Source organism: Nonomuraea sp. NPDC026600 (assembly GCF_040638335.1).
Lineage (GTDB): Bacteria > Actinomycetota > Actinomycetes > Streptosporangiales > Streptosporangiaceae > Nonomuraea.
The window spans coordinates 58,267-84,646 of sequence record NZ_JBEZYD010000016.1 but is presented as its reverse complement, the minus strand read 5'-3'; the positions used below and the strand labels follow the sequence as shown (position 1 = coordinate 84,646).

Sequence of the window (26,380 nt, the reverse complement as noted above, 5' to 3'; positions counted from 1 at the left end):
CGCGTATCGTACTTGGTGTCGTCAGCGCTTCATGGCGCCGTCCGCGATGGCGTCGGCGGCCTCGCCGATGGCCATGCCGACGATCTCCAGGCGGCGCACCAGCTCGCGTTCCTTCATCGCGTTCGCCGTCAGCTCGCCGGAGAAGATGCGGGCGATCTCGTACTGGTACATACGCCTGATGGAGCCGCCCGTCTTCTTCGCCGCCAGCGCGTCGTGGACCACGGCGGAGGGGTGGGAGGCGAGGACGCGTACGGCGTTCTCCAGGGCGTCGATGCCCTCGATGACCTGGTCGAGGAGCGGTGTGAAGCGGATCTGGTCCGGCACCCGATAGAGGTACGACTCCCGGACGAAGTCGCGCAGCGAGTCCAGTACGTCGTCGATCGAGCGGGAGAGGCGGAACAGGTCCTCCCGGTCGATCGGCGTGACCAGGGCCGACTTGAGCTCCTCCACCAGGTGGCGCCGCTCCTCGTCGCCGAGGTGCTCGATCACGCGCATCTTCTCGTGCGCGCCCGTCCTGCCCACCTCTCCGCCGATCATGGCCATCGCCAGCCAGGCGCCCTCCTTGGTCGCCGCCAACTGGCCGAGCAGGGCCTCGCTCAGCGCGTTGTCCATGCGTCCCGACATCAGCGCCCGGATCCGCCGCAACCGCTTCACACCCAGCCCCCTCTCCGCACCCCAGCCCCGTCGGCGTGTCCCAGGTGGTTCACGCCGTCACCGCCTTCACCGCGTACGCCGTGACCCCGGCCAGCAGCGCGCTCGCCGGTAGCGTCAGCAGCCAGGCGATGACGATCTTGACGGCGGCGTACCAGCGGACCCGGCCGGCGCCCTGCGCCACGCCGGCGCCGATCAGGCCGCCGGCGATGGCCTGGGTCATGCTCACCGGCATACCCAGTGCCGAGCAGGCGATCACCGCGATGCCCGAGGCCAGTTCGGCCGCCACGCCGTGCAGGGGCCGGGAGACGATGATCTCCCGGCTGAGCGCACCTCCCGCTCTGGGCAGGCCGTACACGGTGCCGAGCCCGAACAGCAGCGCCCCCAGCGAGGTGTAGGTGAGCGGCGCGTCCGAGAAGCCCATCACGATCATGAAGACGGCGAGCATCTTCTGGCCGTCGTTGGCGGAGTAGGCGATGGTCTGCGACAGGAAGCCCGCCCAGTGCCAGCGCGGCAGCCCGTGGCTGGTCGTCACCCTGACCAGCAGCCGGATCACCCCCCAGGCCAGCAAGCCGCCGACGACGGGCGCGGCCAGGCCGAAGGCCAGCACCAGGGAGACCGACCCGGCCGAGACCGGCAGTCCCCAGCCCAGGCCGGCCCCGGTGAGGCCGCCGACGATGGCCAGGGTGAGGCTGGTCGGGCGGCCTTTCGCGCTGAGCGTCATGACCACGATCAGCGCGGCGACCACCGCGACCGCCATCGCGATCTTCGCCCCCGCCCCCTGGAACGTGGCCAGCCGATTCACGAACGCCAACGCCACCCGATGGGTGACCAGCGGCACCAACGCCACCAGCACCACCAGGGTGAGGATGCCGACCGCAGGACGTATCGCCGGCAGTTTCAGCCCGGTCGCGAGCAGGGCGCCCCCGTCGTTCATCCCGGACACGAACGCGAACAGGCACGCGATCGCGATCAGTACGGCGGATTCCAACGGCGGGCGCTCCATGAGTAGGCCGGTCGGAGGTAGTCTGCCCAGGTCAGCCAGAAGCCACCCCACGATCCCCTGCCCGCGAGAGTGAAACCATGAGCTCTGCCGAGTACATCCTGACCCTGTCCTGCCCCGACCGGCCCGGTGTGGTGGCCGCGGTCTCCGGCCTGCTGTCCGGGCGCGGCTGCAACATCATCGAGAGCCAGCAGTTCGGGGATGAGCAGGCGCAGCGGTTCTTCATGCGGGTCCAGTTCGCGGCGCCGCTGCCGGAAGACGACCTGCGTACGGCCTTCGCCGCCCTGGCGCCGGAGTTCGGCATGGAGGTCAAGCTGCGTGAGGTGGCCAGGAAGCCGCGCGTGCTCATCATGGTCAGCAAGTTCGACCACTGCCTGAACGATCTGCTCTACCGCGTACGCGCCAAGTCCCTGGACATCGAGATCGTCGCCGTCGCGTCCAACCATCCCGACCTCCGCCCCCTGACTCAGTCGTATGGCATCGACTACCACCACCTGCCCGTTACGCCTGAGACCAAGGCCAGGCAGGAGGCGGAGGTGCTGGCGCTGGTCGAGCACTATCAGGTGGACCTGGTGGTGCTGGCGCGATACATGCAGGTGCTGTCGGAGGATCTCTGCGAGAAGCTGGCGGGCCGGGCCATCAACATCCATCACTCGTTCCTGCCGTCGTTCAAGGGCGCCAGGCCGTACCACCAAGCTCATGACCGGGGCGTCAAGCTGATCGGCGCGACCGCGCACTATGTCACGTCGGACCTGGACGAAGGCCCGATCATCGAGCAGGAGGTGGCGCGCGTGAACCACAGCCACTCCTCACAGGACCTGGTGGCGCTCGGCCGGGACGTGGAGTGCGTCGCGCTGGCGAGGGCCGTGACGTGGCACGCCGAGCAGCGGGTGCTGCTCGACGGCCACAAGACGGTCATCTTCCCCCGCTGACCCGCGGCCTTATGACCACATGACGAGGAGCTTGCCGATCGTGTGGCTGTTCGCGAGGTCTGTATAGGCTCGCATGGCTTCCGCTGGTCCGTAGCGGTGGGTGATGGTGTTCGGCAGGGTTCCACGTACGGCCAGTGCGGCCAGTTCGTCCAGGTCGCCGGGGCCGGCCTGGGTGTAGAGGGTGTCCACCCGTACGCCGGCGAAGGCCGCGGGGTCGGGGCTGGGGAAGGCGATGTTCAGCAGCCGCCCGCCCGGCCGGATGGCGCGGGCCGTGCCGACCAGGGCGGGGCCCGACTGGGCCAGGTTGACCAGGGTGTCCACGCCGTCCGGGTGGCGGCGCAGGGTCTCCGCGCCCGGATCGGCCGAGCGGTAGTCGATCACCTCGGCGGCTCCCAGCGCGCGAACGTACGGCTCGTCGTCGGGTATCGCGGTGGCGATCACATGGACGCCCCGCGCGGCCAGCAGCGGGACCACCGCGCCGCCGACCCCGCCGGCCGCGCCGATGACGAGCACCTTCATGCCGCGAGCGAACGTTCCGGCGCGCAGCAGGGGCAGAGCTGTCAGGCCGGCGATCGGGAGAGTGGCGGCGTGGTCGGCGGGCAGGTCCGGCGGGCGGTGGGCCAGGGCCGGGGTGTCGGCGTCGAAGAGCGCGTATTCGGCCATGGTGCCCGTGGTCAGGGAAGGCGGTGTGGCGACGAGGTCCGCCATGGCCTTGGCCGCGTAGGGGAGGCCGAGGCCGAATATCTCGTCCCCTGGGGTGAATCGGGAGACGCCGTCGCCGACGCCGGTGACCGTACCGGCGAAGTCGCTGCCCGGGACGTGCGGGAACACCAGCGGAGCCGACTCCCGCATCACCCCGCTCAGGGTGCGGAGGTCGGCCGGGTTCAGTCCCGCGGCGGTGATCCGCACTCGCACCTGGCCGGGGCCCGGTTCCGGTGCCGGGATGTCGTCCATCGCCAGTACGTCCGCCGAGCCGTACTGCCTTGCCACCAATGCCCGCATGGGCGTCTCCTCGCTTAACCGGACCGGTTGGTCATGTTATGAGTGCCCAGCATAATATGACCGGCCGGTCCGGTTGGGATAGGGTCGGTTTGTGGGGACGATGCGGGCCGATGCCATGCGTAACAGGCGGTTGCTGCTCGACGCGGCTGCCGCGGAGTTCGCGGAGCATGGGATGGACGTCTCGGTGGCGCAGATCGCGGTACGGGCCGGGATCGGCAAGGGGACCGTGTTCCGCCACTTCGCCACCAAGGAGCAGCTCATCACGGCGATCTTCGCCGACCAACTCGACGGCTTGGCCGCCATCGGCGAGGCGCTCCTGCGGGGGACGGGAGCGGGCCCTGTGGCGGCGGTGCGTGGCGCGGACGCGTTGCTGGCGTTCATGAGCGCGGGTGTCGAGGCGCAGGTCGGTGATCGGGCCTTCTGCCAGGCGGCGGGGGCGATCGCGCGGGCCGATCCGCAGGTGCGGCGGGCCAGTCAGCGGCTGGCGGCCGTCGCGGAGGCGCTCACGGCCGAGGCCAGGCGCGAGGGGTCCGTCCGCGACGACGTCACCGGACACGACATCGTGCTGCTGATCAACGCCGCCTCGCAGGCCACCGCGCCACTCGGTGACACGGTGCCGGGGCTCTGGCGGCGCTATCTCAGCATGATGTTCGATGGGTTGCGTCCCGCGGCCGCCCACCCACTCCCGGTCCCCGCTCCAGAGGAGACGCACTTCACGTCGGCGGCGCACCGCGCCTGAGCGGCCGTTCAGGGCGCATGGGGTGTTGGGTCGCGGAACTTCTTGCTCGCCACCATGTCCGCGACGCTGCCGATCACCATGACCTCGGCCTCGGGATCGTAGAAGACACCCACCGGCGTCACGTGCGGCCCGCCCCCGGCGCCGACCGTGGCGAAGCGGCCCAGAGGTTGGCTGGTCAGATACGAGATCTCCGCCTCGGTGAACGTGGTCACGCCCCCTCCCGCGATCCCCGACGGCCGGTGCGGGTCGCGGCGGACGGTTGCGACACCGGATCGAGAGGCGCGGCGGGTGGCCAGGACTCGGGACCGGGAGATGTGCCGGATGACCGCCGCAAGGTGGCGAGCAGGGTGGCGGTGTCGGTCCCCCCGCTGAGCGGCTCGGCGCCGGGGAAGACGAAGGTGGGCACCGCCGTGATCCCGGCCGCCCGAGCCGCGGCGACCTGCTCGCGTACCTCGGTGACGCCTTCCGCCGAGGCGAGAAGCGCCCCGGCCCCCTGCATCCCGGCCCGCGCCGCCGCGTCGCTCAGCGCGGCGTGGTCGCCGAGATCGCCGCCGTCACGGAAGTGCGACTCGTACAGCGCCGTAGCGAGCGTCGCCTGGACCCCCGCGCCGTGCTCCCGCAGCGCGAACCACAGCAGCCGATGCGCGGTGAACGTGTTGACCGCCACCGCCCGATCAAAGCGATACTCCACCCCCCTCACTCGCCCCCAACTCGGCCATGCCCGAGGTCATCGAGGCCGCCTGGTCACGGCCGAACATCTCGGCCATCGCCTCCATCAGCGGCCGAGCCTCCTGCGGGGCGTCGGCGGCGAGCTGGTAGGGCAGGTGGACGAGCTGGGCGGCGCCACCGAACGCCGCCACCGCGCGGTGGAAGCGGTGCGTGCCCAGTCGGCACCAGGGGCACGCGAGGTCGGCGTACACCTCAACCCGTATCGGACGGCCGATGGCCGTTGTTTCGCTGGTCATACGCCCCAACCTGCCGGTCCCGGCGCGGGTGAGGAAGGCCGCGTCAAGACGGGCACCGGCAGGGCCACCCAAAGGGCTCAGCCGGTCAGGGAGGGTTGTCCCCGGGCGCCACGACGCCCGTCTCGTACGCGTACACGACAGCCTGCACCCGGTCCCGCAGCCCGAGCTTGTTCAGTACCCGCGACACATGGGTCTTCACGGTCGCCTCACTACGCTGATCCGTCGCGCGCCGGTTCCTTGTGGTCGGCTCGGACGATGGGGATGCGGCGTACCGGCCGGACGGTACGGGGGTGCTGCGGGTCATTCTGTCTCCCCGGACGAGTTGTCGCTGCCGGGCCGCCCGGCGCTGCTGCGACGCTATCCGCGGCCGGCACCTGAGTTCGTCAGCCGCAGTGCGGACGGCCTGGGTAGCTCTCGCGGGGGATGACACCAGGATGCCGGTGGCCCTGCTTGGTCCGGTCGATCACCGCAAGGCATCGGTCGGTGGATCGAGGCTCAAGGGCGGTAAGTCCCGAAGTACCAGACGTTCCCCTCGGGATCCTGGCAGGCGTACTCGCGCGACCCGTAAGGCTGATCGGTGAGCTCCATCGTGATCGTGGCCCCGGCGGCCCGGGCGCGGGCCAGGTGCGCGTCGGGGTCGTCGACGGCGATGTACATGCCGGGACCGCCCGGCTTGCCCTCCCCGACCATGATCAGATCGTCCCCGACGAGGAGCTCGGCGTGGTTGACCACGCCCTGGTCGTTCTTGGACGCCTCGTGCACCCGGAACCCGAAGGCGGCGGTCAGGAAGTCGATGGCCGTCGCGCAGTTCCGGTAGCGGGCCAGGGCGTAAACCGTTCGTGTCATGCGGTCAGTATCAGACGGGGACGGCCGCGGGTCTTGGACGAATCTGACCGGGCGTCGTGTCGCCCAGCGCCCTGAACTCGCGGTTCATGTGCGCCTGATCGTAGAAGCCGCAGTCGGCGGCGACGCCGGCGATCGCCCGGCCGGAGCGGAGCAGGCGCAGCGCGGACTGGAAGCGGATCACCCGGGCGGCCGTCTTCGGCGTGAGGCCGACCTGGTCGTGGAAGCGGGCGACGAGATGGCGGTGACTCCAGCCGAGCGACGAGGCCAGCCACGACGGCCCCACACCGCCGCCAGAGGAGAGGAGCCGCGCCCACGCCCACGGGACCTCCGGGCCGATCTCCGGCCCGGCCAGGATGCGCTCTGTCAGCAGCCGGTCGGTCAGGGCCAGCCGCTCGGGCCAGGACGCCGTCTCGGCCAGCCGCTCGACGGCCGTGCGGGCCCAGGCGCCCAGAAGGTCCTCGATCGGGACCACGAGGTTCGTCAGCTCCCGCATCGGCATTCCGTACAGGCGCCGCGCCCCGAACGGAGTGAGGAACACCTGCACGCCCTCGGCCGGGCCGAGCGTGCGGGTCACGGTGAAGCGGTCACCGAGCCCGCCGGTGAACGACGTGACGCGCGCCCCGCCCACCCCCATCGCCGCGCCGAACCCGAGGATCAGCACCGCACCCGGCATCGCCGCCTCGGACCGCGTCAACGGCGAGGCGTAGTGCTCCCGGTACGCGGTCAGCCGCGTCACGTACGGTCGCAGAGCAAAGCTGGGGACGGCCTCCACCATGGCCAGCCCCAGCATGCTCATATTTCCGACTATAGGCCGGTATGCCTGGCCAGGAACGTCAGCGTGTCAGCCGACAGCTCGACCGACCGGCTGATCGAACGGGCGCCATGGCCCACCTCGGTCTCGTTGCGCAGCACGATCGGCCCCTCACCCGTGGACGCGTGCTGGAGCGCCGCGCACATCTTCCACGCGTGCAGCGGATGCACCCGCGTGTCCGACCCGAAGACCGTGAACAGCGTCGCGGGGTACGCCACGCCTTCCCGAACATTGTGATACGGCGAGTATCTCAACAACCAGTCGAACCCCTCGGCATCGGCCGCGGAGCCGTATTCGACGTTCCAGGTCGCCCCCAGCCCGAACTGCTCGTAACGGATCATGTCGAGCAGCGGCGCGGAGCAGGCGACGGCCGCGTACAGCTCGGGACGCTGTGTCAGCGCCGCGCCCACCAGCAGCCCGCCGTTGGAGCCGCCGGAGATCGCCAGTCGCTGGGGCGTCGTCACCCCGGTCGCGATGAGGTGCTCGGCCGCGGCGTGGAAGTCGTCGAAGACGTTCTGCTTGTTGCCGAGCATGCCGTCGCGGTGCCAGTCCTCGCCCTCCTCGCCGCCGCCGCGCAGGTTGGCGATCACATAGACGCCGCCCGCCTCCACCCAGGCGAGCACCGACGCGGAGTAGCCGGGGGTCATCGACAGCCCGAAGCCGCCGTAGCCGTACAGGATGGTCGGCCGCGGCCCGTCGCCGTCGACCGGCGAGATGATCAGCATGCGGACGTCGGTGCCGTCCTTCGACCGGTAGACAACCTGGGACGTGCGCACCGCTGGGACGTCCACCGCGCCCGGCGAGGCGGCCCAGAGCGTGGTCTCGCCGGTCCTGGCGTCATAGCGCTGGATGGTCGGCGGCGTGGTGTTGTCGGTGTAGCCGAACCACGCCTCGTAGCCGCCTTCCGGACGTTCGGCGATGCCGCCGATCGAGCCGAGGCCGGGCGCGGGCACCTCGCCGATCTGTTCGCCGGTGGCCAGGTCGTGCACCGTGATCTCGCTGATCGCGTGGCGGGTCCAGCCCACCAGCATGACCGGGCGGTCGAGGTCGTCGAGGATCGCGAAGTCGGACAGCACCGCCTCGGAGTCCTCGGGGATCAGGTCGCGCCAGGCCTCGGCACCGGGCGTCGCCGGATCGGTGACGCAGATCCGGGCGCGCGGCGCATCGCGGTCGGTGTGGACGTACAGCCTGCCGTCGCGGCCGAACGAGAGCCCCGTCTGGGCGTCCACGCCCTCCTGTACGACCTGGAGATCGGGCCGGTCGGGCGGGGACGCGGTCAGGTCGGCCACCCACAGGTCGTTGCGCGGCGCCGTGCCCTCGCTGGCGGAGATCTGCAGCCAGTGGCCGTCACGCGAGACCGAGACGCCGTAGTAGTTGGTCATCTTCAGGCCTTCACCGAAGATCATCACATCGTCTTCGGTGGACGTGCCGACGCGGTGCAGGTAGACGCGGCGGTGGAACTGCGACTCGCCCTCCGGCAGCTCCGTGCTCGGCAACCGGCGCACGTAGTAGAACGCCTCGCCCCCGGGCAGCCAGGCGATGGGGGAGTAGCGGCACCGGTCGATCGGGCCCTCCACCCGGGCGCCGGTGGCCACGTCCATGAGGTAGAGGACCGACTCCTCGTTGCCGCCCACCGAGATCTGGTAGGCGAGCAGGCGGCCCTCCTTGTCGGGTTGTACGGCGTCGAGCGTGGTCAGGCCCGACGGGTCGATCGCCATGGGGTCGATCAGCGCCCGCTCCTTGCCGCCGGCTCCGTCGTCCTCGGCGACGTAGTAGACCGCGTGCTCCTGGTCCGGCGTGCGGCGGCTGAAGAAGTGACGCGTGCCGCGCCACGTGGGCACCCCCACGGAACCCGACCTGAGCAACTCGGCGATGCGGTCCCTGAACCGCTGCGGCTCACTCTGCCGCTTGAACAGGTCGGCCTGCGCGAGCAGCCATCCCTGCGTCTCCGGACTGTCGGGATCCTCAAGCCATCGATAGGGGTCCGCGACGGGAGTGTCGTGCAAAATCTCGTCGCTTTCCGCGCGGCGTGCTGTGGGGTAGGGCTCTCGCGTCATGCCCGAACCCTACTGCCATGCAGCGCGCGTAAAGCCCTGGTGAAGTGGGCATAAAACGTACCGTGCGTCCCTCTGGTCATTCCGGCTGGGGGTTATGGGGTGGCGGGGAGCATGCGGTAAACGTCAGACTTGGTGATAGGACGGTGCCGTGGTGACCATCCGCTGGACCGTCCGGCGGAGGTCCACGTGACGGAAGCACCAGTGCCCCAGGAGGGGCCGACAGCCGGGACATGCCACGGCATGTCCCCCTTGATACGTATGCAGCAGGGAGAGGCCCGATGACGCGCCAAGTCCTGCTGCTCAACGCCACTTACGAGCCACTCACCACGCTCTCGCTGCATCGCGCCATCGTGCTCGTGCTGCGGGACAAGGCCGACATCGTCCATCGCGACGGCCGGGGCGCGGTCCTGCGCTCCGCGACCTGCACGCTGGACGTCCCCTCGGTGATCCGGCTCCGCAGATACGTCCGTATTCCCTACCGGTCTCGCATCCCCCTGACCAGGGCCGCGCTCATGCGGCGCGACGACTACCGCTGCGCCTACTGCGGCCTGCGGGCCGAGACCATCGACCACGTCGTGCCCCGGTCCAGGGGCGGCCCCCACACCTGGGAGAACTGCGTCGCCTCGTGCACGCCGTGCAACCACCGGAAGGCCGACAAGTTCCTGGAGGAGCTGGGGTGGACGCTACGCGTCGCCCCGGCGGTGCCACGGGGCGCTCACTGGCGGCTCATCGGCGCTTCACTCGTCGGCGATCCCCAATGGGCGCCCTACCTGGAAGCGGCTGCCTGACCTTCGGGCCCGGATCCCTCGGATCCGGGCCTGAAATGTCTTTGTCCGGCTTCGCGGCTCCTGGCAGGATCCCAGGACATGTGGACCTTCACCACCGACGTAGAGGAGTACGCGGCCGTCGCCGAGGCGTTCCTGCTCGCCGACCCCGTGGGCAACACGGTGCCGCTGACCGTGCTGGCGAACATCCGCGCCGGAATGCCGGCCGACGACGCCTACTTCGGCTGGTGGACCAGCGACGGCGAAGTCCGCGGGGCGGCCTTCCGCACGCCGCCGCATCCGGTCGGGCTGGCCCGCATGCCGGTCGAGTCCATCGCGCCGCTGGTCGCCGCCTTGAAGGGGGAGATCCCTGAGGTCATGGGCCCGCTGGAGCTGACCGAAGCGCTCGCCGAGGCGCTCGGCGAACCCGGCTCCGTGCTGTCGGAGCGCCTTTACCGCCTCGGCACCCTGACCATCCCCGACACGGACGGCCGCGGCCGTCTGGCGGCCGTCGCCGACTTCCCCCTGCTGGTCGCCTGGTTCCTGGCGTTCGGCGACGAGGTGGGGCTGGGCATCGGCCGGGATCCCGCTCAGCAGGTCCAGCACCGGCTGGCCGGCCGGCAGCTCTTCCTGTGGGAGGCGGACGGGGCCCCGGTGTCGCTGGCCGCCCTGTCGCCCGCCGCGGGCGGGGTCTGCCGCATCGGGCCGGTGTACACGCCGCCGACACGTCGCAGGCGTGGGTACGGTGCCGCGGTCACCGCGTTCGCCAGCCAGGTCGCGCTGGAGACGCGCTGCGAGCAGGTGGTGCTCTTCACCGACTTGGCCAACCCGACGAGCAACGCCGTCTACCGGTCGATCGGCTACGAACCCGTCTCCGACTACGCCCAGGTGAGCTTCGGATCTTTGCCGTAGTCTTTGGGCATGCCGCGCTATGACTTTCGCTGCCGTGCCTGCGGGTCGACCTTCGAGGTGACCCGTCCGATGTCCGCCTCCGACGAGGCGGCCGCGTGCCCCGAGGGGCACGACGACACCGTCAGGTTGCTCTCCACGGTCGCGATGACCGGCGGCGCCGCCGCCCCGCGCTCAGGTGGGTGCTGTGGTGGAGGGTGCTGTAGTTAGCTGTGGTGGGTTGCTGTAGTTGATCAGCCCGCGCTCAGTTGGTGGTTAGAGGCTCCTGTTTACGGCCGGCCCGGTGAACCCCACCCGCCGCACGGGGCTGGGGTCTGTCCAGGGGCACGCTCCTCCGGTGGAGACGGCTGGGCGCCGTGACGTGCGTCTTCTTGGCCATGGCTTCCGTGTGGTCGCACCGGTCGTGATGACGGGCGATGTCCTGGTCGTGGCTATTCGGGCCGTAGTGGCAGGCGGCTCGTCCCCTTTCCTTGCAGAAGGAGGCGCGGACGGCTTCTGTCCCCCATATGGGCAACCTGTAGCCGCCGTATGGCCGATTTGTGGCGCTTGCAGTCATCCTTGATCGCAGATCGCACTCGCTCCAACCGTGGAGACTGCATGTCAAAACACCTCGCCGGGAGCGCCCTGCTGGCAGGAACCCTGCTGATCACCGGCGCTCTGGCCACCGCTCCCGCCCACGCCTCCAGCACCGCGCACTCGGTGTCGACCAACTCCTCCGTAGGGACGGCCCAGCGCTCGTGGGTGCACGGCGTCTATGGCACATTGGCTTCCTGCAAACGCGCGGGCAACAAGCTCGTCAATGATGGGCTCGTAGACAACTTCAACTGCGTCTGGGACAGCCCCTACTGGGCCCTGTGGGTATTCGACTGATCCCAGACGCGACGCCGTGCGTCGCACGCCCCGATGCGCCCGTGTGAGCTTCAAAGTGCCCACACGGGCGGCTACCGGCCGGTGATCGCCCGCCCTGTCTACGGGTACCGCTGACGTGCACGCGGTAACTGTCGGGCACGATCGCTTCCGCCAACTCCGGCGAGAACATGAAACCGTCGATGCGAGCCCCCTGCCCGTCATCGATATGACCGTGAAATCCTCCGCCGGCACCGCAGGGTCCACGAAATCCGGTTCACCGGCCGAGCGCCGTGACGGGCGCACGTGCACCGGTGAATCCCTTGACCGCCAGGCCGGCCACGCGTTCGACTGTCGTGATACCCGTGGGCATGTCCGGACTCCGTTCCGACAGCACAGCGATCAGAAGGTCGTGGTCCGCTACGAGCAGGCGGCCCACGCTGTTGATCGTCCACAGGCCGCCGTGCGCCTCGGCGGGCAGCCAGCCGTTCTTCAGGGCCACCTTGCCGCCCGCGGCGCTGACACCCCAAGCCTGGTCCGGGGTCACGGACGACATCAGGCCGAGCGCGTAACGGCGGTTGGCGGCCGAGACCGGACCGTCCGGGTCGGTCAGTACGCCGAGCACCTTCACCTGATCTGACGGGTTGCTGCGCGTCGAGCCCCAGAACCGTCCCGCGCCGGGATACGTGTCGCGCACGCCGAGCCGGTGCAGGGTTCTGGTCAGGCCCGCCTGGCGGCCGATCGCCACGTAGAGATCGTGCGCGCACTCGTTGTCGCTGAAGCGGATCATGCGGTCGGCCAGCGCGCGCTGGTGGGCGTCCAACTGCCGGTGCTCGCGCTGCGCCCGCAGCAGCAGCGCCAGCAGGATGTCCACCTTGGCCACGCTGGCCAGCATGAACGACTGTTCCCCATGGAAGGCGTATTGGACGCCGGTGGTCCGGTCGTGCACCGAGACCGCCGTCCGGCCCGGCCGCCCCCGCAGGTAGTGATCCAGCGCCAGGTCGAGCGCCTGCCGTGCGGCCTTCGGCAACTGGGGGGCGTTGGCCACCCGCATGGCGGCGGCACCCGACGCCCCATCCCCTGGCAGCCGCTCAGGAGCGACCGCCAAGGCGGGAGGAGCGCCGGCCACGCCGCCATTGGCGCAGCCGGACACCCCGGCCACCAGAGCCAGCAGGATCCCTCGAAAAACCATGAGCGGGAGCCTGCCACCCGCCGCGCCAACGGCTGGGGCGCGGAGGGTCAAGGCTCGCCCAGATTCCCGGCAGGGAGCTTCTTACGCGGCGCGAGCCCGCTTGCGCCGCTGGAACGGCAGGAACCGGTCGGCCAGGTGCGGCCGGGACGGAGTCAGCGTCGGTTCGACCGCGAGAATCCGGTCGAACCGGAACGCCCGGATGGCCCGCCGCATCCGGCAGACCCCGACGAGATACCAGTATTCGCGGTGCACCAGACACGTCACGGGCTCCACATCCCGAGCCGTGACATGTCCGGAGGCGTCGCGATAGTGCAGGCGAACCATCAGGCGGCTGGTGATGGCATCCGCCATGAGCCTGGCCCGCGACGCGATGTCCACGGGCAACGGTTCGGTGAGCGTCGTGAGCGTGGTGGCGATGACGTCGTCGTCGAGCTCCAGATGCTCGAACGCGTGTTGCAGACCGCGCCTGGCGGTGACGGCCTGCGGACCGGTCCCCAGATGAGCGAGGGACAGGGCGAGGGCAGCGATCTCGGCGGTGGTCAGCGGGCGAGTGTGAGAGTTCACGCCTGTAGCCATACCCCCACAATAGAGACGACCACCGACAGTTTTCGAAAGCCTGTACGCCTGGTAAGCACCCTGTATCGCCCAGATAAGGGCAGGAAAGCCGCCTGCCACCACGCCCCGAATACGGAAGCCACGACCAGGAACTCGCCCGCCATCACGACCATACGGAAGCCATGGCCAAGAAATCGCTCGCCATCACGACCACACGGAAGCCATGGCCAAGAAGACGCACGTCACGGCGCCCAGCCGTCTCCACCGGAGGAGCGTGCCCCTGGACAGACCCCAGCCCCGCACGGTGGGTGGGGCCCACCGCGCTTGGCCGTAAAACAGCGCTCTAGAAAAAACAGCTATCTAGAAAGCTGGGTGAGGTCGCGGGAGGCGCCCGTGGAGGCAGAGGTGGTCATGGCTGCGTACGCCTGGAGGGCCGCGCTGACGGGGCGGTTGCGGTCGCGCGGACGGTAGCCGCCCAGGTCGGCCAGGAGGCGCTCGCGGCGGGCCGCCAGCTCGGCCTCGGGGACCCGCAGCTCCAGCGACCGGTTGGGGATGTCGATCTCGATCGTGTCGCCGTCCTCGACCAGCGCGATCGTGCCGCCCTCAGCCGCCTCCGGAGAGGCATGCCCGATCGACAGCCCGGACGTGCCGCCGGAGAAGCGGCCGTCGGTGACCAGCGCGCAGGCCTTGCCCAGGCCCCTGCCCTTGAGGAACGACGTCGGGTAGAGCATCTCCTGCATGCCCGGCCCGCCCTTCGGCCCCTCGTAGCGGATGACGACCACGTCGCCCGCCTTCACCCGGTCGCCCAGGATGCCCTCGACCGCGTCATCCTGCGACTCGAACACCACCGCCGGCCCGCTGAACTTCCAGATCGACTCGTCGACCCCAGCCGTCTTCACCACGGCGCCGTCCCGCGAGATGTTGCCGTAGAGGACCGCGAGCCCGCCGTCCGCGCTGTAGGCGTGCTCCCGGTCGCGGATGCAGCCCTCGGCCCGGTCGAGGTCGAGGGACTCCCAGCGGTTGTCCTGGGAGTAGGGCTTGACCGTGCGGACGTTGCCGGGCGCCGCGTGCCACAGCTCGACGGCCTCGGGCAGCACCGTGGGCGACTGGGGGTCCCAGGCGGCGATCGTCTCGCCGAGCGTGCCGCCGTTGACCGTCGGCACGTCGCGGTGGAGCAGCCCGGCGCGGTCGAGCTCGCCCAGGATGGCCGGGATGCCGCCCGCGCGGTGCACGTCCTCGACGTGGTACTTGTTCGTCGCCGGAGCCACCTTGCACAGGCACGGCACGCGCAGGGAGATCTCGTTGATCTCCTTGAGCCCGAAGTCGACCTCGGCCTCGCGGGCCGCGGCCAGGATGTGCAGGATCGTGTTGGTCGAGCCGCCCATGGCCACGTCCAGCGTCATCGCGTTCTCGAACGCCTCGCTGGTGGCGATCGAGCGCGGCAGCACCGACTCGTCGTCCTCCTCGTAGTAACGGCGGGTGATCTCCACGAGCTGGCGGCCGGCGTCCTCGAACAGCTTCTTGCGGTCCTTGTGCGTGGCCAGGATCGTGCCGTTGCCCGGCAGCGCGAGGCCGATCGCCTCGGCCAGGCAGTTCATGGAGTTGGCGGTGAACATGCCCGAGCACGACCCGCAGGTCGGGCAGGCGTTCTCCTCCATCTCCAGCAGATCCTCATCGGAGACGCTGCTGTCGGCGGCGGCGACCATCGGGTCGATCAGGTCCAGCTTGCGGCCGGGCGTCTTGCCGGCCTCCATCGGCCCGCCGGAGACGAAGACCGTCGGGATGTTCAGCCGGAAGGCGGCCAGCAGCATGCCCGGCGTGATCTTGTCGCAGTTGGAGACACAGATCATCGCGTCGGCGCAGTGGGCCTGGACCATGTACTCGACGGCGTCGGCGATCAGCTCGCGCGACGGCAGTGAGTAGAGCATGCCGCCGTGGCCCATCGCGATGCCGTCGTCGACCGCGATCGTGTTGAACTCACGCGGGATCGCCCCCGCCTCGCGGATCGCGGCGGACACCACGTCGCCGACGTCGCGCAGATGAACATGGCCGGGGACGAACTGCGTGAAGCTGTTGGCCACGGCGATGATGGGTTTGCCGAAATCGCTCCCGGCTACGCCGGTCGCCCGGAGCAGGGCCCGGGCACCGACCATGTTCCTGCCGTGGGTGACCGTACGTGACCTGAGGGCGGGCATTGGACTTCTCCCATCGTTACGAGTCCTCACATGGTACGACCATCGCCCGGTTGCTGAGACAGTTGTCCATTGCTCGGAACACGTACGGCGGCCAGTTGGGTCTACCTGGCCAGGAGCCGATGGCTCGGCCCGCCCTTGCGGCGCGTCGGTTGGACGGCATGATGCCTTCGGTGCTGCCGGCGGCGCGCTTTCCGGCTCAGCCCTCGCCGTATCTCGCGGGCAGGACCTGGGCCGCGATCTCGTGCAGGCGATCGATCTCGGCCTTGGTCAGCGCCCGCTCCCGCTTGGTGATCCACTTGCGGGCACGGCCGCCCTCGTAGACGTCCACACCGCGGATCGTCATGATCTTCCACGGCACCGGTGGCCCGTAGATGGCCAGCGAGGGCACGACCGAGATCTCCTTGCCGTAGGCCTCGCTGATCAGCTCGCTGGCCCGCGACGCCTCCCACTTGGCCTCGGTGAGGCGCGGCTTCATGTCGAACGGCCCGTGGAAGAGCTTCTTGCCCATCTGGACGCGTACGGGCAGCCGCTTGTCCCACTTCTCGGAGTCGACCGCGTACACGCCTGTCGGGCCGACCACGAGGTGGTCGATCTGGGCCTCGCTGTCCGGGATCGCCCTGGCGTGCAGCGTACGGTAGCCGTTCCGTTCGAGCTTGCGCAGCTGGGCCTCGGTACGGCGCTCCGCGATGGAGGCACGTCGCCAGGCCGGCACGGTCGACTTGGACCGCGCTCGGTAGACGGTGTCGAGGATGGCCGCGATCACGCCCGCGGTCACGCCCACCCGCCAGTCGCCCACGAGGATGCCCACGACCACGCCGACCGGGATCGCCAGCAGCGCGCGATTGCGCACTTGGCGGACACGCGGTTGCTGGAGCAGGCTGCCCAGGGACGCGCGCTCGATAGGCGCGTAGGTTGACGTGGGCGCCGAGTGCTTGGCGGGTGCCGGCTCGCCTTCGGGTCGGTCACTCACCCAGATGGGTGACGAATTGTGACCGTCTTCTCGCTGATGATCGGAGTCCACGTAACTCACCGTAGCCCGTGGGTCTTGTCGTTTCCTAGTGTTGCCTTGTCCATAGTTTTATGGCCCAGCTCACCGTGTTCTACGCCCGTTTTCCGGGTATCTATTACGTTCTTCTCTAGAGATGCCTAGTGTGCGGTAGCGTGCGAGAACTTCACGAGCTTTCGGCGCTCGAGCAGGCGCAAGCCATCCGTGACCAGGAGATTTCGCCGGTCGAACTCACACAGCACTACCTCGATCGGATCGAGCGCATCGATCCGCGTGTGGGCGCGTATGTGACCGTGACCGCAGAGAGAGCACTCGAACAGGCGCGTCGCCTGACGAAGATGCTGCCAGACGGACCGCTCGCCGGAGTGCCGATCCCCATAAAGGATCTTAACCTGGTGAAGGACGTCCCGATCATGTTCGGGTCCTCGACATACCGGGGATTCGTCGCTCCCGTGGACGACACGGTGGTCGAGCGCCTGCGTGACGCGGGCACGGTGATGCTGGGGAAGACCGCGACACCGGAGTTCGGGCTGCCCTGCTACACGGAGACCTACCTCTCGCCGCCCGCCCGCTCGCCATGGGATCTGAGCACCTCCGCGGGCGGGTCGAGCGGCGGCGCCGCCGCGGCCGTGGCCGCCGGGCTGGCGCCGGCCGCGCAGGGCAGCGACGGGGCCGGTTCGATCCGCATCCCGGCGTCGGTGTGCGGGCTGTTCGGCATCAAGCCCACCCGCGGCCGGATCAGTTTCGCGCCGATCATCCCCGACCTGGCCGGCCTGTCGACGAACGGTCCTCTCGCCCGCACCGTCGCCGACGCCGCGGCGCTGCTCGACGTGATGGCGCACAACAGCCCCGGCGATCTCTACCTCGCGCCGCCGCACGAGGGCACGTTCCTGGAGTGCGCCACACGCGAGCCCGGACGGCTGCGCATCGCCCGCTACGCCCGGCCCGTCGTGCCCGGCGCCGACGTCGCTCCGGAGGTGCTCGCCGCCTACGAGGCCGCCGCCGCGACGCTGGCCGAGCTCGGCCACGAGGTCGTCGAGATCGACCCGCCGTTCGGGGCCGAGACCGTGCCGGAGTTCACCGTCATGTGGTTCGCCTTCGCCTGCATGCACCCTGTGGCCGACGACCAGGTCGAGCTGCTCCGGCCGCTCACCAGGTGGCTGCGTGAGCGTGGCTTCGCCACCTCCGCCCCAGCGTTCCTGCAGGCCCAGGGCGCGCTGCAACTGGCCACCCGGGCGGGGCTCGCGGTGACCAACGCCTACGACGCGGTGCTCACGCCGACCGTCACCCAGCCGCCGCGGCCGGTGGGCTGGTTCGAGGATGTGGACGACGTCGAGGAGACGTTCGAGCGGATGAAGCGGTTCGCCGCCTTCCCCGCGATCTACAACGTCAGCGGCCAGCCCGCCGTGAACCTGCCCCTGCACTGGACCGCCGACGGGCTGCCGATCGGCGTCATGCTGGCGGGCCGCCTGGGCGGCGAAGGCACGCTGATCTCGCTGTCGGCCCAGATCGAGTCGGCCAGAGGCGGCTTCTGGGGCGACCGGCGACCGCCCATCTGGTAAGCCCTGGAACCTTATAGCTGGTGGGGTCGCCGGCAAAGGCGTACAACCATCCGCATGCGTACCGTACTCATCCAGACCGACACGGCCGTGGCGGCCGACCTCAAGCCAGGCGAGACCGCCACGTTCGGTCGCGGTGCCGACGACGTCCCGGTGGACATCGTGGTGGCCGACCGGGCCGTGTCGCGGCTGGCCGGGCGGATCCAGGCGGTCGAGGACTACTGGCTCATCAGCAACCTCAGCGTCGAACGCACCTATGTGGTCGAGAACCCGGAGGGCGGCGGCGAGTTCGTCAAGGTGCCGCCGCTGCGGATGGGGATGCCGGTGCCGTTCGAGTTCTCGCGGGTGATCCTGCCGGCCGAGCACGGCACGACCGGCTTCCTGGTGTTCGCGCCCGAGCACGTGTACGGCACGTCGGCGGCGGTCCCCGGCACGGGCGCGACGACCAGAGGCGTCTTCCCGCTGGACCGGACGGCCAAGTACTTCCTCATCCTGGTCGCGCTCTGCGAGGCCCGGCTGCACGACCCGTCGAGCACGGTCGTCCCGACGGTGCCGCAGCTGATCGAGCGGCTGGCGGGACACGAGCTGACCAGGAGCGGGGTGAACTTCCACATCGACTACCTGGCCAGGACCAAGCTCCGGGTCAAGCAGCCGGACGAGGGCGGCAAGGCCGACTGGCAGCGGGTCGCGCTGATCAACCTGGCACTCCGGTTCGACCTGGTCACGGACGCGGACCTGCGACTGCTGCCGTGACAACCTGCGGCTGCCCGTAGGTGTGCGTCCCCTGTCAGGACTGATACTGGTCCCGATATTTCAGGACCTGCTGCACGTGGGCCTTCCACTTGGCCGGCACGCCCTGTTCCCGCCGCACCGGCACCACGCCGGAGACGAAGAGGGCGGCCAGTTTGGCGGCCGGATCCGCCGGCACATTGGCGACCTGGGGGCCGAGCCCGCAGAAGAAGCGGCCCATGGCGGGAATGGACAGCTCGGGGGAGAAGGGCGGCCTGGGCATCGGGTCGTTGCCGCCGTTGGGCTGCCAGTACTGGAGGACTCTGGGAGTCCATCTGGCGATGCCGTACTCGTCGGCGGTGGGGTCGCTCAGGCCGGGGTCGAAGTCGCTGGCCATCTTGAGCACGCCGGCCACCAGCGCCGGCGACAGCCCCTCGACGTCGCCGCACCAGGTGCCCGCCTGAATGATCAGGCCCCGGTACTTCTGGGGGATGTCCGTATCGCCCCGCAACCCCATACCCGCCCGCAGAGCGCCCGTCCCGGTCGGCCGCCCCGACCCGGTTGGTCCTGCGGTTCCGGTCGGTTGTGCGGTTCCGGTCGGTCCTGCCGACCCGGACGGGCCTGGAGATCCGGACGGTGAGCCGAGCGCCGTGGACGGCTGGTGGCCGGGACGCAGCGTGAGCACCGCGACGACCAGAGCCAAGGCAAGAGCCGCAGCTCCCACCCCGGCCACCACCCCCTTGCCCCGCCCCGCACCCGGATTCGCGCCTGCATCTGCACCTGCATCTGCACCGGCGTCTGCGTCAACATCCGCGCCCGCGTCCACTTCCGCGTCCGCCTCTGCGCCTGGGCCCGCATCCGCGTCATCGCCCACCACCGCGCCCGCACCGGCGTGGTCGCTCCTGTGAACCGTGGCCTCGTCGGCCGTGGGGTCGGCGTCGGCGGCCACCGGTCGTCGCTCGGAGTCCGTCTCTGGGAGCCCGTCGGCAGGGGTCAAAAGGGCGGTGGCGAAGGTGGCGATGCTTTGCCAGCGGCGGTCCGGGTCCGGGTCGATGGCCTTCATGACGGCCGCCCCCACGCGTACCGGCACCTCCGGTCGCAGCCGGTGCGGTGCCAGGCGTACCGGCCCCGAGGCGGGCAGTTGGCCGGTGAGCAGGTGGTAGGCCATGGCGCCCAGCCCGTGCACGTCGGCCCGCTCGTCCGGTGCGCCGTCGAGGCGCATCTGCTCCGGCGCCATGTACCCGGGCGAGCCCGCCGCGATGGTGTGGCTGGTGGCGTCGGCCAGCGATCGGGCGACCCCGAGGTCGGCCACCATGAGGCGCTCGCCACCGCCCGGAAGCGAGCGGAACAGCACGTTCGACGGCTTGAGGTCGCGGTGCACGATGCCGAGCCGGTGCAGCACCGCCACGCCCTCGGCGATCTCGCCGAGGACGCGGAGCGCCTCGGGCACCGGCAGCGGGCCGTCGAGGACGCGCCCCGCCAAAGACCCCATGTCGGCATAAGTCATGACGAAGTATGGACGGCTGTCCGGGAGTTCGCCGATGTCGTAGACCTGTACGATGCGCGGCGAGTCGGCCTGGCGCAGCAGCCGGGCCTCCTTGACGAACCGCTCGCGCACGGCCGGTTCGACGGACCAGTTGTCGGCCAGCACCTTGATCGCCACATAGGAGTCGAGCCGGTCGTCACGGCCGAGCCATACCGACGCGAACGCGCCCGAGCCGAGAACGCGCTCGACGGGATACCTTCCGATCGCATCCACAGTTAAGTTGACCTCGTCTGGGGGATCTTGAGTCAGACTCTCTCACGACCGGGTCTGGCCGGACAGCCGAACCGGGATTACGTTCGTGGTGTGGACAGCGCGCTGGAGATTCTGGCTTTTCTCTTGGGGGTTTCGCTCGGTCTGTTCGTGCTGATCAGCCTGCTGGTACTGGTGCCCGGGCGGGGTTCGGCGCGCGGGACGGAGACGGGCCCGGTGTGGCTGGGCGGTCCGTCCGGCAGCGAGCACGGCGTGAGCACGTCGGGGCTGGTGCTGGCCGACCAGGTCGCGCGGTGGGCGCCGGTGCCCGAGTCCGACTGGGTCGCGATGGCGGCGACGGCCGAACCCGGTAGCCGCGTCGGCGGCGCCTCGGCGGGGTGGTGATGGCGATGCGTGGACTGACCTCGGCCCAGGCCGACGACATCAGGCAGGCACTCGCCCTCGCGGAGCGGCGCAGCGGCCTGCGTTTCGGCGCCTTCCTCGGCGCGCCGGTCGGCGGTCGGCGGCACTTCGCCGAGCGGCTGCACGCCGCGCTCGGCGACGAGGCCGACAAGGCGGTGGTGATCTTCGTGGACGTGGCCGGCCGGGCGCTGGAGATCGTGACCGGCGAGAGCGCCCGGCGCAGGCTGCCCGACAGCGCGTGCCGGATGACCGCGATGTCCATGGCCACTGTGTTCAGCGTCGGCGACCTGGTGGGCGGGCTGTTGTACGGCATCGGCACGCTGGGCGAGCAGGCCACCGCCCGGCGATAGAGCGGGCGTCGCCTGCGCCCCCGCGGTAGGCGACGCCCACCCCGCCTTTCTAAGCGAGGCAGGCGCCGGGGTCAGCCTGGAGGCTTCCAGAGGGTCAGCGGAGCAGCAGGCCGGCGACGTGCTCGCTGACGCCGGCCAGCAGCGTGGCGGGCGCGATCGGGGCGCGGGCGATGGCCGAGAACAGCGCGGGCAGGCCGGGCAGCGGAAACCCGTCGTCCTTCAGCGCGGCCGAGCCGATCTCGTTCTTGTCGAGCACGGACCGGCTGCGCTCCCAGGCGTCGAGCACCTCTTCCGGCGAGGGCACGCCGAAGCCGTGGCCGACGGGCGCCGCATGCCGCAGGCGTACGAGCGGGGTCTCCGCGAACGCCAGCGCGGTGCGGGCCCGCACGTGCAGGTCGGCGCGCTCCTCCGGCTCGATCCAGTCCATCGCCGTGCACGGGTTGCGGCAGGTGGCGATGCAGACGGCCAACGCGCCCGCCACCTGGCTGTGCTGCCGGTCGAAGTACGCGCGCCAGCCCTCGGGCGGCTCGCTCGCCACTCGCAGGGTCCGGTTGGTGGCCGACTGCTCGGACTTGGTGTGGTCGCACTCGCGGTCGCCGATCACGCCGAACCTGCTGCCCGGCGCGCTCAGCCCCGCGGGCCAGCGCGCGGGGTCGCCCGCATGGCCGAGGTGGGGTTCGTAGGCCAGCAGCGGCAGGTATTCGCTGGCGATGTGGACCGCGGCGATCATCGAGCTCAGCTCGCGGCGGTGCCAGCGGATGGCGATGACCTCCAGCAGCAGCCCGTAGGCGGGCCGCAACGACTCCAGGGCGCCGCGTGGCTGCTCACGCGCGGTCTGCGGCATGTGGCAGGCTCGTGCCCGCCGCCGCAGCTCCGCAGGCACGGCCTTCGCCTCGGCCGCGAAGTCCTCCGCGTCCAGTGAGAGCAGCCGCTGACCGAACTCGCACACGCCGGCGATCTCCTCGGACGGGGCTAGCGCCCCGAGGTCGGCGAAGGCGTAGCGACTGGCCAGCGCTACGAGCAGATCGCGAGTCGTATCCACCCGATTACCTTCTCATGGCCGGATGACCGCCTGTCCGGACGAGGCGGCCAGAAGGGTATGAACCGCTCCGCATCTTCGCTATGAAAACCTAGGGTTCTGCTCTGGGCTCGTAGTTCGTGCTGTGCCGGTGAAACCTGGTCCGTGGCACGGATCCGGTCTCGTCTTCGGAAGCCGCGGCGAGTGAGTGGGTTTCCGACCGGGTCATGGGGTGTGGGGTGGCGTTCGCCTGCACGCCGGGTGGGCAGTGACCGTCATTTTCCGGCCCGGTGTGGTGGTCGCCGCGCTGTCGGGCGAGGTAGCGGCCGCTCGATCCGGGGTCCTTGTTCATCCGCTGTTCATCGCCACTGTTCACCACCACGGCCCGGTGGTTGGACATGGTCGTCGCCTGGTCTTGGTGGTGGGTCGGGTTCGGGCTGGTGATGGCGAGCCAGTGTTGGGTGCAGCGGATTTCGGCGTGGATGGTGGCGCGCTGCCCGCAGGTGGTGCTTGGGCGTGCGGCCTGAGCAGATATGCCGGCATTGGGACGGTGGGGCGAGGGGGTGGCCGGTATCGGTATCCGGCGGCTGCGTATCGCTCACATGTTCTACCCAAAGGCGTCAACTCTTGGTAGCGTTACGGTCGCACATCGTGCAGGTGGGGGTGGGCAGGGTGCAGGTTGGGCGGTACGTGTGTCGATGCCGCCGCCTATCCGGGGGCGGTGCGTGAGTAAGCTCACTGCGACCGCCCCCTGCACCGCCCACACCGCCATGGTGGAGAAAACGGGTGAGGTCGTCTCTCAGGCGCTGCTGGTGCGGCGGGTGGCCTGGCTGACCGCTGTTGTGCGGGACCTGACCGCCCGCCTGGTGGCCGCCCGGTGGAGTCCGGTTGATCTGGACGCTTTGGCGTGCGGGGTGGGGCTGGACGGGCGGGTGCTGCCGTCGAAGGGCTGGATGGCCTTGCGCCGGCTCGGCTGGGGCGTGAGCCCGCCCGCGGGCGTACATGTGTGCGATCGGGTGATGCGGTGCGCGGAGGAGCAGGCCGCTCGCCTGTTGCGGCTGGCGCTGCACCGGCGCCGCCTGGTGGCGGCGATCGTGGCGACTTGGCCGCAGGAGCCGGGTGCGCGTACCGGCGCCGAGTGGGAGGCGCTGCGCGCGCTGCTGCCGGACGGGGTGACGGCGGCGGACATCCGTAACCGGACTCGGCAGATTCGCGCCTACCTCGACGAGCATGGCGTGTTGCCGGCTGATCTGATCGAGTTGGAGGAGCCGCCGAACGTTGCGGCGCAGGTGGTGCTGGCGGCGGCCGATCGGCAACTGGTCACCCTGGAGCGCATCGGCAACCGCAGCGCCCGGCTGCGGGTGCGGCTTCCGCTGGTCGAGATTCCCGCGTCTTCTAGGGACTGGGCGTGGCATGTGCTGCCGGTCGCGTTGCCGCCGACCGTGCCGCCGGAGGCGGCGTTGTGCACCCCTACCTTGCGGGTGGCCAAAGGCCGGGTGCGCGTTGATCTCTCCTTCCAGACCCCGATCGATTTCGTGCCCGCTACCGGTCATGTGATCGGGTGCGGCTTCGACTGGGGCCTCAACACGCTGCTGACCGGAGTCGCCGGGCGTCTGACCGATGGCCGGGTGATCTGTGATGGGCGGCCGCTCGCCTACGACGCGAGCGGCGTGGCGGCCAAGCTGCACCGGCTGCGGGCCGAGCGTGAGCACCTGGCCGTCAAGCACCGGCACCAGGAACGGCTCCTGGCGGGCATGACCGTCGCCGATCCCCGCTACGCCGCGTTGAGTACGGCCTGGCAGCGCATCGGGGTCGAGCATGAGCGGTTGTGCGCGCGCATCCGCAACCTGAACAAGGCGCTGGCCTGGTCGGCGGCACGCTGGGCGGTCGATCAGGCCGTGGCCGTCGGGGCGACGGTCATCTATGTGGAGGACCTGTCCACCCTGGAGGCGCGCGGACGCCGGGGGAGTGCGAACGCGCGGCTGTCGGGGCAAGTGCGCGGGCAGATCGTCGAGGCGATCCGGCACCTGGCCGCCAAGCACACCATCGCCGTGGTCTCCGTCCCGGCGCGCGGCACCTCCAGGTACTGCCCCCGCTGCGGCCAGGGCGCGTCGGTGCTCAAGCATTGCCCGGCCCCTGACCGGCTCGCCGAGCGGGGCTGGAGGTGGGCCTCCTGCCCGGCCTGCGGCCTGTCGTGTGACCGGGACTGGGCAGCGGCCGAGCGGATCGTCTCCCGCGGCCTGCTCGGCCAACACGCCACCCGCACCCGCCGCGCCACCGGGGCCCGCACCATCGCCACCGTCGTGGAGGGCAACGTGGCCCGCGCCCGCCGAACGCGCAAACCCACCCGGGCGGCCCGCCGCGCCCGCCGCACCCGAGCAGACCTGCACCCCCGACCGGCAGCACGCGACAGAGCCAAGAACCGCCCCACCCCGAAACGGCCCACCCGCACCTCAGCCAACCCACGAAACAACTCGATGACGTTCAGCCGTGTGCCCGACCGGCGTACGGTGCCCGCCCCATCGCCCACCGGCGGTGGACAGCGTCCGGCGGGCCATGCACCCAAGCCGGGACGGCGCCAGCCGTACCGGACAGGGCATGTCAGGAACTCTCACCATCGGACCGGCTTCCACCACGCCAAAGCCACCCCCGTGCTCACCTTCACCGAGCACGAGAGCGGCCCAGGCCAGGCCACGCCCGTCCGAGTTGCCTGATTCCTTCAGGGAACTACAGAGAATTCAAGACGCTAGCTGGGGCAGGGCGCCTTGATGCACTGGATGTCGCTCGGCGGCTCGCTGGCCGGGGGCTCGATCGTGGGCTCCGTCGGCTCGGGCGTGGTGGTGGGCTTGTCGGTCGGCTCGGGGTCGCTGGAGGTCGGGGTGGCCGTCGGCGCGGTCACGGTCGGGCGGGGGGTGGCCGTCGCGGTGGCGGTCGGCGTCTGGGAGACGATCGGCCGCGCGGTGGGGGAGTGCTTCGACGGCGGCGCCAGCGGCTTCCTGCTCGGCGTGGCGGAGGCCGGGTGTGTGCTCGTGGCGGGCGTGACGGGCGGCAGGACGCTGCCGCTCTGCTCGGCCGCCTGGTCGCTGCGGATCCACACCGAGCCGACGACCGCCAGGGTCACCAGGACCGCGACGGCCACGGCCAGCGCGGCGGTCAGCGCGCGGCGGCCACGCGGCGTGGGCGGCAGGTCCGGCAAGTCCGGCGTGGGCGGCAGGTCCGGTGGGTCCGGTGGGTCCGGTGACTCCAGCGAGACCAGCGAGTCAGGCGCGTCGAGGGCCTTCCTCGCCGCCTCGGCCATCACCGCGGCGGTCGGCCAGCGCCGGTCCGGCGTCTTCTCCAGCGCCCTCGTCACGACGTGGCGCGGCCCCGGCGGCACGTCGGCGGGCAGGTCCGGGACGGGGGCGTGCAGGTGCTTGTAGATGATCTGGACAGGGGTGTCGCCATCGAACGGCAGGTGCCCGGTCAGGCACCGGAAGGCGACCACGCCGAGCGCGTAGACGTCGACGGCCGGGGTGACGTCGCTGGCCGTGGCCATCTCGGGGGCGCAGTAGCCGGCCGAGCAGAGCATGGCGCCCGTGGCCGTTAACTGGACCGCGGAGACCGAGTGGGCGATGCCGAAGTCGGTGAGTGCGACGCTGCCGTCAGGACGGATCATCAGGTTGGCCGGTTTGACGTCGCGGTGCACGATGCCCTGCGCGTGGGCGGCGGCCAGCGCGTCGCCGACCTCGGCGACCAGTCGCATGGTGGTCGCCGGGTCGAGCGCCTCGCGGCGCAGCACGCGGTCGAGCGACTCGCCCTCGACGAACTGCATCACCAGGAAGCTCACCCGGCGCCCGTCGACCTCGCAGGTGCCGTAGTCGTAGACGTCGACCACGCCGGGATGGTGCAGCGTGGCCATCGCCCTGGCCTCGTTCTGGAACCGCTGGGCGAATTTCGGATCCTCGGTCAGCGCGGGAATCAGCACCTTGACCGCCACGGTCCGGCCGAGCACCGTGTCGGAGGCCCGCCAGACCTCGCCCATGCCACCGCCGCCCACGCGGCTGACCAGCGTGTAGCGGTCGTTGAGTGTGGTCCCGGATCCGAGCACGTCTTC

Annotated in this window: 28 protein-coding genes and 1 pseudogene; 11 read left to right on the top strand and 18 right to left on the bottom strand. The window is 70.5% G+C overall.

The window, feature by feature from the left end; all coding sequences use genetic code 11:
* Positions 1-21 precede the first annotated feature (21 nt).
* Both AB0F17_RS32195 and AB0F17_RS32190 read right to left on the bottom strand, forming a co-directional pair.
* Positions 22-654 (bottom strand): DUF47 family protein, encoded by a 633-nt coding sequence (locus AB0F17_RS32195; protein WP_358030608.1) that lies wholly within the window; start codon positions 652-654, stop codon positions 22-24.
* 49 nt (positions 655-703) lie between these two features.
* Positions 704-1,642 carry an inorganic phosphate transporter gene (locus AB0F17_RS32190; protein ID WP_358030605.1) on the bottom strand — a complete coding sequence of 313 codons (939 nt, stop codon included), beginning with the start codon at positions 1,640-1,642 and terminating at the stop codon, positions 704-706.
* Positions 1,643-1,734: 92 nt separating this feature from the next.
* On the opposite strand from AB0F17_RS32190, the gene purU reads away from it, so the two are divergent.
* Positions 1,735-2,586 (top strand): formyltetrahydrofolate deformylase, encoded by an 852-nt coding sequence (gene purU / locus AB0F17_RS32185; protein WP_358030602.1) that lies wholly within the window; start codon positions 1,735-1,737, stop codon positions 2,584-2,586.
* 9 nt (positions 2,587-2,595) lie between these two features.
* Here purU and AB0F17_RS32180 read toward each other — a convergent pair whose 3' ends face one another.
* Positions 2,596-3,588 carry an NADP-dependent oxidoreductase gene (locus AB0F17_RS32180; RefSeq protein ID WP_358030599.1) on the bottom strand — a complete coding sequence of 331 codons (993 nt, stop codon included), beginning with the start codon at positions 3,586-3,588 and terminating at the stop codon, positions 2,596-2,598.
* Positions 3,589-3,688: 100 nt separating this feature from the next.
* Between AB0F17_RS32180 and AB0F17_RS32175 the strand changes: the two genes are divergently transcribed.
* Complete coding sequence (locus tag AB0F17_RS32175) at positions 3,689-4,327, top strand: helix-turn-helix domain-containing protein (protein WP_358030994.1); 639 nt, start codon at positions 3,689-3,691, stop codon at positions 4,325-4,327.
* Positions 4,328-4,335: 8 nt separating this feature from the next.
* Here AB0F17_RS32175 and AB0F17_RS32170 read toward each other — a convergent pair whose 3' ends face one another.
* The 7 genes and pseudogenes from AB0F17_RS32170 to AB0F17_RS32140 all read right to left on the bottom strand — a co-directional run bounded on the left by AB0F17_RS32170 (position 4,336) and on the right by AB0F17_RS32140 (position 9,006).
* A complete protein-coding gene (locus AB0F17_RS32170; RefSeq protein ID WP_358030596.1) occupies positions 4,336-4,539 on the bottom strand; it encodes a pyridoxamine 5'-phosphate oxidase family protein in 204 nt (67 codons plus the stop codon).
* Positions 4,536-4,994 (bottom strand): DsbA family protein, encoded by a 459-nt coding sequence (locus AB0F17_RS32165; protein WP_358030593.1) that lies wholly within the window; start codon positions 4,992-4,994, stop codon positions 4,536-4,538. Before AB0F17_RS32165 ends, AB0F17_RS32170 begins: the two co-directional genes overlap by 4 nt.
* Before the next feature lie 7 nt (positions 4,995-5,001).
* Positions 5,002-5,292, bottom strand: a complete 291-nt coding sequence (locus AB0F17_RS32160) for a DsbA family protein (protein ID WP_358030590.1) — start codon at positions 5,290-5,292, stop codon at positions 5,002-5,004.
* An 85-nt stretch (positions 5,293-5,377) separates the two neighbouring features.
* Positions 5,378-5,503, bottom strand: a pseudogene (locus tag AB0F17_RS32155) (LuxR C-terminal-related transcriptional regulator); the annotation flags it as partial.
* A gap of 284 nt (positions 5,504-5,787) precedes the next feature.
* Complete coding sequence (locus tag AB0F17_RS32150; RefSeq protein WP_358030587.1) at positions 5,788-6,138, bottom strand: VOC family protein; 351 nt, start codon at positions 6,136-6,138, stop codon at positions 5,788-5,790.
* Between the two features lie 10 nt (positions 6,139-6,148).
* A complete protein-coding gene (locus AB0F17_RS32145; protein WP_358030584.1) occupies positions 6,149-6,934 on the bottom strand; it encodes a helix-turn-helix domain-containing protein in 786 nt (261 codons plus the stop codon).
* 8 nt (positions 6,935-6,942) lie between these two features.
* Complete coding sequence (locus tag AB0F17_RS32140; RefSeq protein WP_358030581.1) at positions 6,943-9,006, bottom strand: prolyl oligopeptidase family serine peptidase; 2,064 nt, start codon at positions 9,004-9,006, stop codon at positions 6,943-6,945.
* Positions 9,007-9,284: 278 nt separating this feature from the next.
* On the opposite strand from AB0F17_RS32140, the gene AB0F17_RS32135 reads away from it, so the two are divergent.
* The 4 genes from AB0F17_RS32135 to AB0F17_RS32120 all read left to right on the top strand — a co-directional run bounded on the left by AB0F17_RS32135 (position 9,285) and on the right by AB0F17_RS32120 (position 11,549).
* Positions 9,285-9,794 (top strand): HNH endonuclease, encoded by a 510-nt coding sequence (locus tag AB0F17_RS32135; RefSeq protein ID WP_214637380.1) that lies wholly within the window; start codon positions 9,285-9,287, stop codon positions 9,792-9,794.
* Between the two features lie 78 nt (positions 9,795-9,872).
* On the top strand, positions 9,873-10,682 hold the full coding sequence (locus AB0F17_RS32130; RefSeq protein ID WP_358030578.1) for a GNAT family N-acetyltransferase: 810 nt from the start codon (positions 9,873-9,875) through the stop codon (positions 10,680-10,682).
* Positions 10,683-10,691: 9 nt separating this feature from the next.
* Positions 10,692-10,889, top strand: a complete 198-nt coding sequence (locus tag AB0F17_RS32125) for a zinc ribbon domain-containing protein (protein WP_214637382.1) — start codon at positions 10,692-10,694, stop codon at positions 10,887-10,889.
* 387 nt (positions 10,890-11,276) lie between these two features.
* Entirely contained in the window at positions 11,277-11,549 is a 273-nt protein-coding gene (locus AB0F17_RS32120; protein WP_358030575.1) for a hypothetical protein, read from the top strand.
* 253 nt (positions 11,550-11,802) lie between these two features.
* Here the strand turns inward: AB0F17_RS32120 and AB0F17_RS32115 are convergent, their stop codons facing one another.
* From AB0F17_RS32115 to AB0F17_RS32100, 4 genes are all read right to left on the bottom strand, one after another.
* The gene (locus tag AB0F17_RS32115) at positions 11,803-12,717 is read right to left on the bottom strand and encodes a serine hydrolase (RefSeq protein ID WP_358030572.1); all 915 of its coding nucleotides are present in this window, start codon (positions 12,715-12,717) and stop codon (positions 11,803-11,805) included.
* Between the two features lie 81 nt (positions 12,718-12,798).
* Entirely contained in the window at positions 12,799-13,281 is a 483-nt protein-coding gene (locus AB0F17_RS32110; RefSeq protein ID WP_358030569.1) for a WYL domain-containing protein, read from the bottom strand.
* A gap of 347 nt (positions 13,282-13,628) precedes the next feature.
* The gene (ilvD, locus tag AB0F17_RS32105; protein WP_358030567.1) at positions 13,629-15,467 is read right to left on the bottom strand and encodes a dihydroxy-acid dehydratase; all 1,839 of its coding nucleotides are present in this window, start codon (positions 15,465-15,467) and stop codon (positions 13,629-13,631) included.
* A gap of 196 nt (positions 15,468-15,663) precedes the next feature.
* Positions 15,664-16,437 (bottom strand): nuclease-related domain-containing protein, encoded by a 774-nt coding sequence (locus tag AB0F17_RS32100; protein ID WP_358030564.1) that lies wholly within the window; start codon positions 16,435-16,437, stop codon positions 15,664-15,666.
* Positions 16,438-16,628: 191 nt separating this feature from the next.
* Between AB0F17_RS32100 and AB0F17_RS32095 the strand changes: the two genes are divergently transcribed.
* Both AB0F17_RS32095 and AB0F17_RS32090 read left to right on the top strand, forming a co-directional pair.
* Positions 16,629-18,035 carry an amidase gene (locus tag AB0F17_RS32095; RefSeq protein ID WP_358030562.1) on the top strand — a complete coding sequence of 469 codons (1,407 nt, stop codon included), beginning with the start codon at positions 16,629-16,631 and terminating at the stop codon, positions 18,033-18,035.
* 54 nt (positions 18,036-18,089) lie between these two features.
* Positions 18,090-18,785 carry a winged helix-turn-helix domain-containing protein gene (locus AB0F17_RS32090; protein WP_358030559.1) on the top strand — a complete coding sequence of 232 codons (696 nt, stop codon included), beginning with the start codon at positions 18,090-18,092 and terminating at the stop codon, positions 18,783-18,785.
* 34 nt (positions 18,786-18,819) lie between these two features.
* On the opposite strand, the gene AB0F17_RS32085 is transcribed toward AB0F17_RS32090, so the two are convergent.
* Entirely contained in the window at positions 18,820-20,520 is a 1,701-nt protein-coding gene (locus AB0F17_RS32085; protein ID WP_358030556.1) for a serine/threonine-protein kinase, read from the bottom strand.
* Positions 20,521-20,643: 123 nt separating this feature from the next.
* Here AB0F17_RS32085 and AB0F17_RS32080 point away from each other — a divergent pair, with 123 nt between their 5' ends.
* Positions 20,644-20,901: a hypothetical protein gene (locus AB0F17_RS32080; protein WP_358030553.1), complete on the top strand. Its 258-nt coding sequence runs from the start codon at positions 20,644-20,646 to the stop codon at positions 20,899-20,901.
* Between the two features lie 5 nt (positions 20,902-20,906).
* Positions 20,907-21,269 (top strand): DUF5130 family protein, encoded by a 363-nt coding sequence (locus tag AB0F17_RS32075; RefSeq protein ID WP_358030550.1) that lies wholly within the window; start codon positions 20,907-20,909, stop codon positions 21,267-21,269.
* A 94-nt stretch (positions 21,270-21,363) separates the two neighbouring features.
* Here the strand turns inward: AB0F17_RS32075 and AB0F17_RS32070 are convergent, their stop codons facing one another.
* Complete coding sequence (locus AB0F17_RS32070; protein WP_358030547.1) at positions 21,364-22,311, bottom strand: hypothetical protein; 948 nt, start codon at positions 22,309-22,311, stop codon at positions 21,364-21,366.
* A gap of 88 nt (positions 22,312-22,399) precedes the next feature.
* Complete coding sequence (locus tag AB0F17_RS32065; protein WP_358030545.1) at positions 22,400-22,687, bottom strand: hypothetical protein; 288 nt, start codon at positions 22,685-22,687, stop codon at positions 22,400-22,402.
* A gap of 325 nt (positions 22,688-23,012) precedes the next feature.
* On the opposite strand from AB0F17_RS32065, the gene AB0F17_RS32060 reads away from it, so the two are divergent.
* Entirely contained in the window at positions 23,013-25,001 is a 1,989-nt protein-coding gene (locus AB0F17_RS32060) for a transposase (RefSeq protein WP_358030543.1), read from the top strand.
* Between the two features lie 32 nt (positions 25,002-25,033).
* On the opposite strand, the gene AB0F17_RS32055 is transcribed toward AB0F17_RS32060, so the two are convergent.
* Entirely contained in the window at positions 25,034-26,374 is a 1,341-nt protein-coding gene (locus AB0F17_RS32055) for a serine/threonine-protein kinase (protein WP_358030540.1), read from the bottom strand.
* Positions 26,375-26,380: the final 6 nt, after the last annotated feature.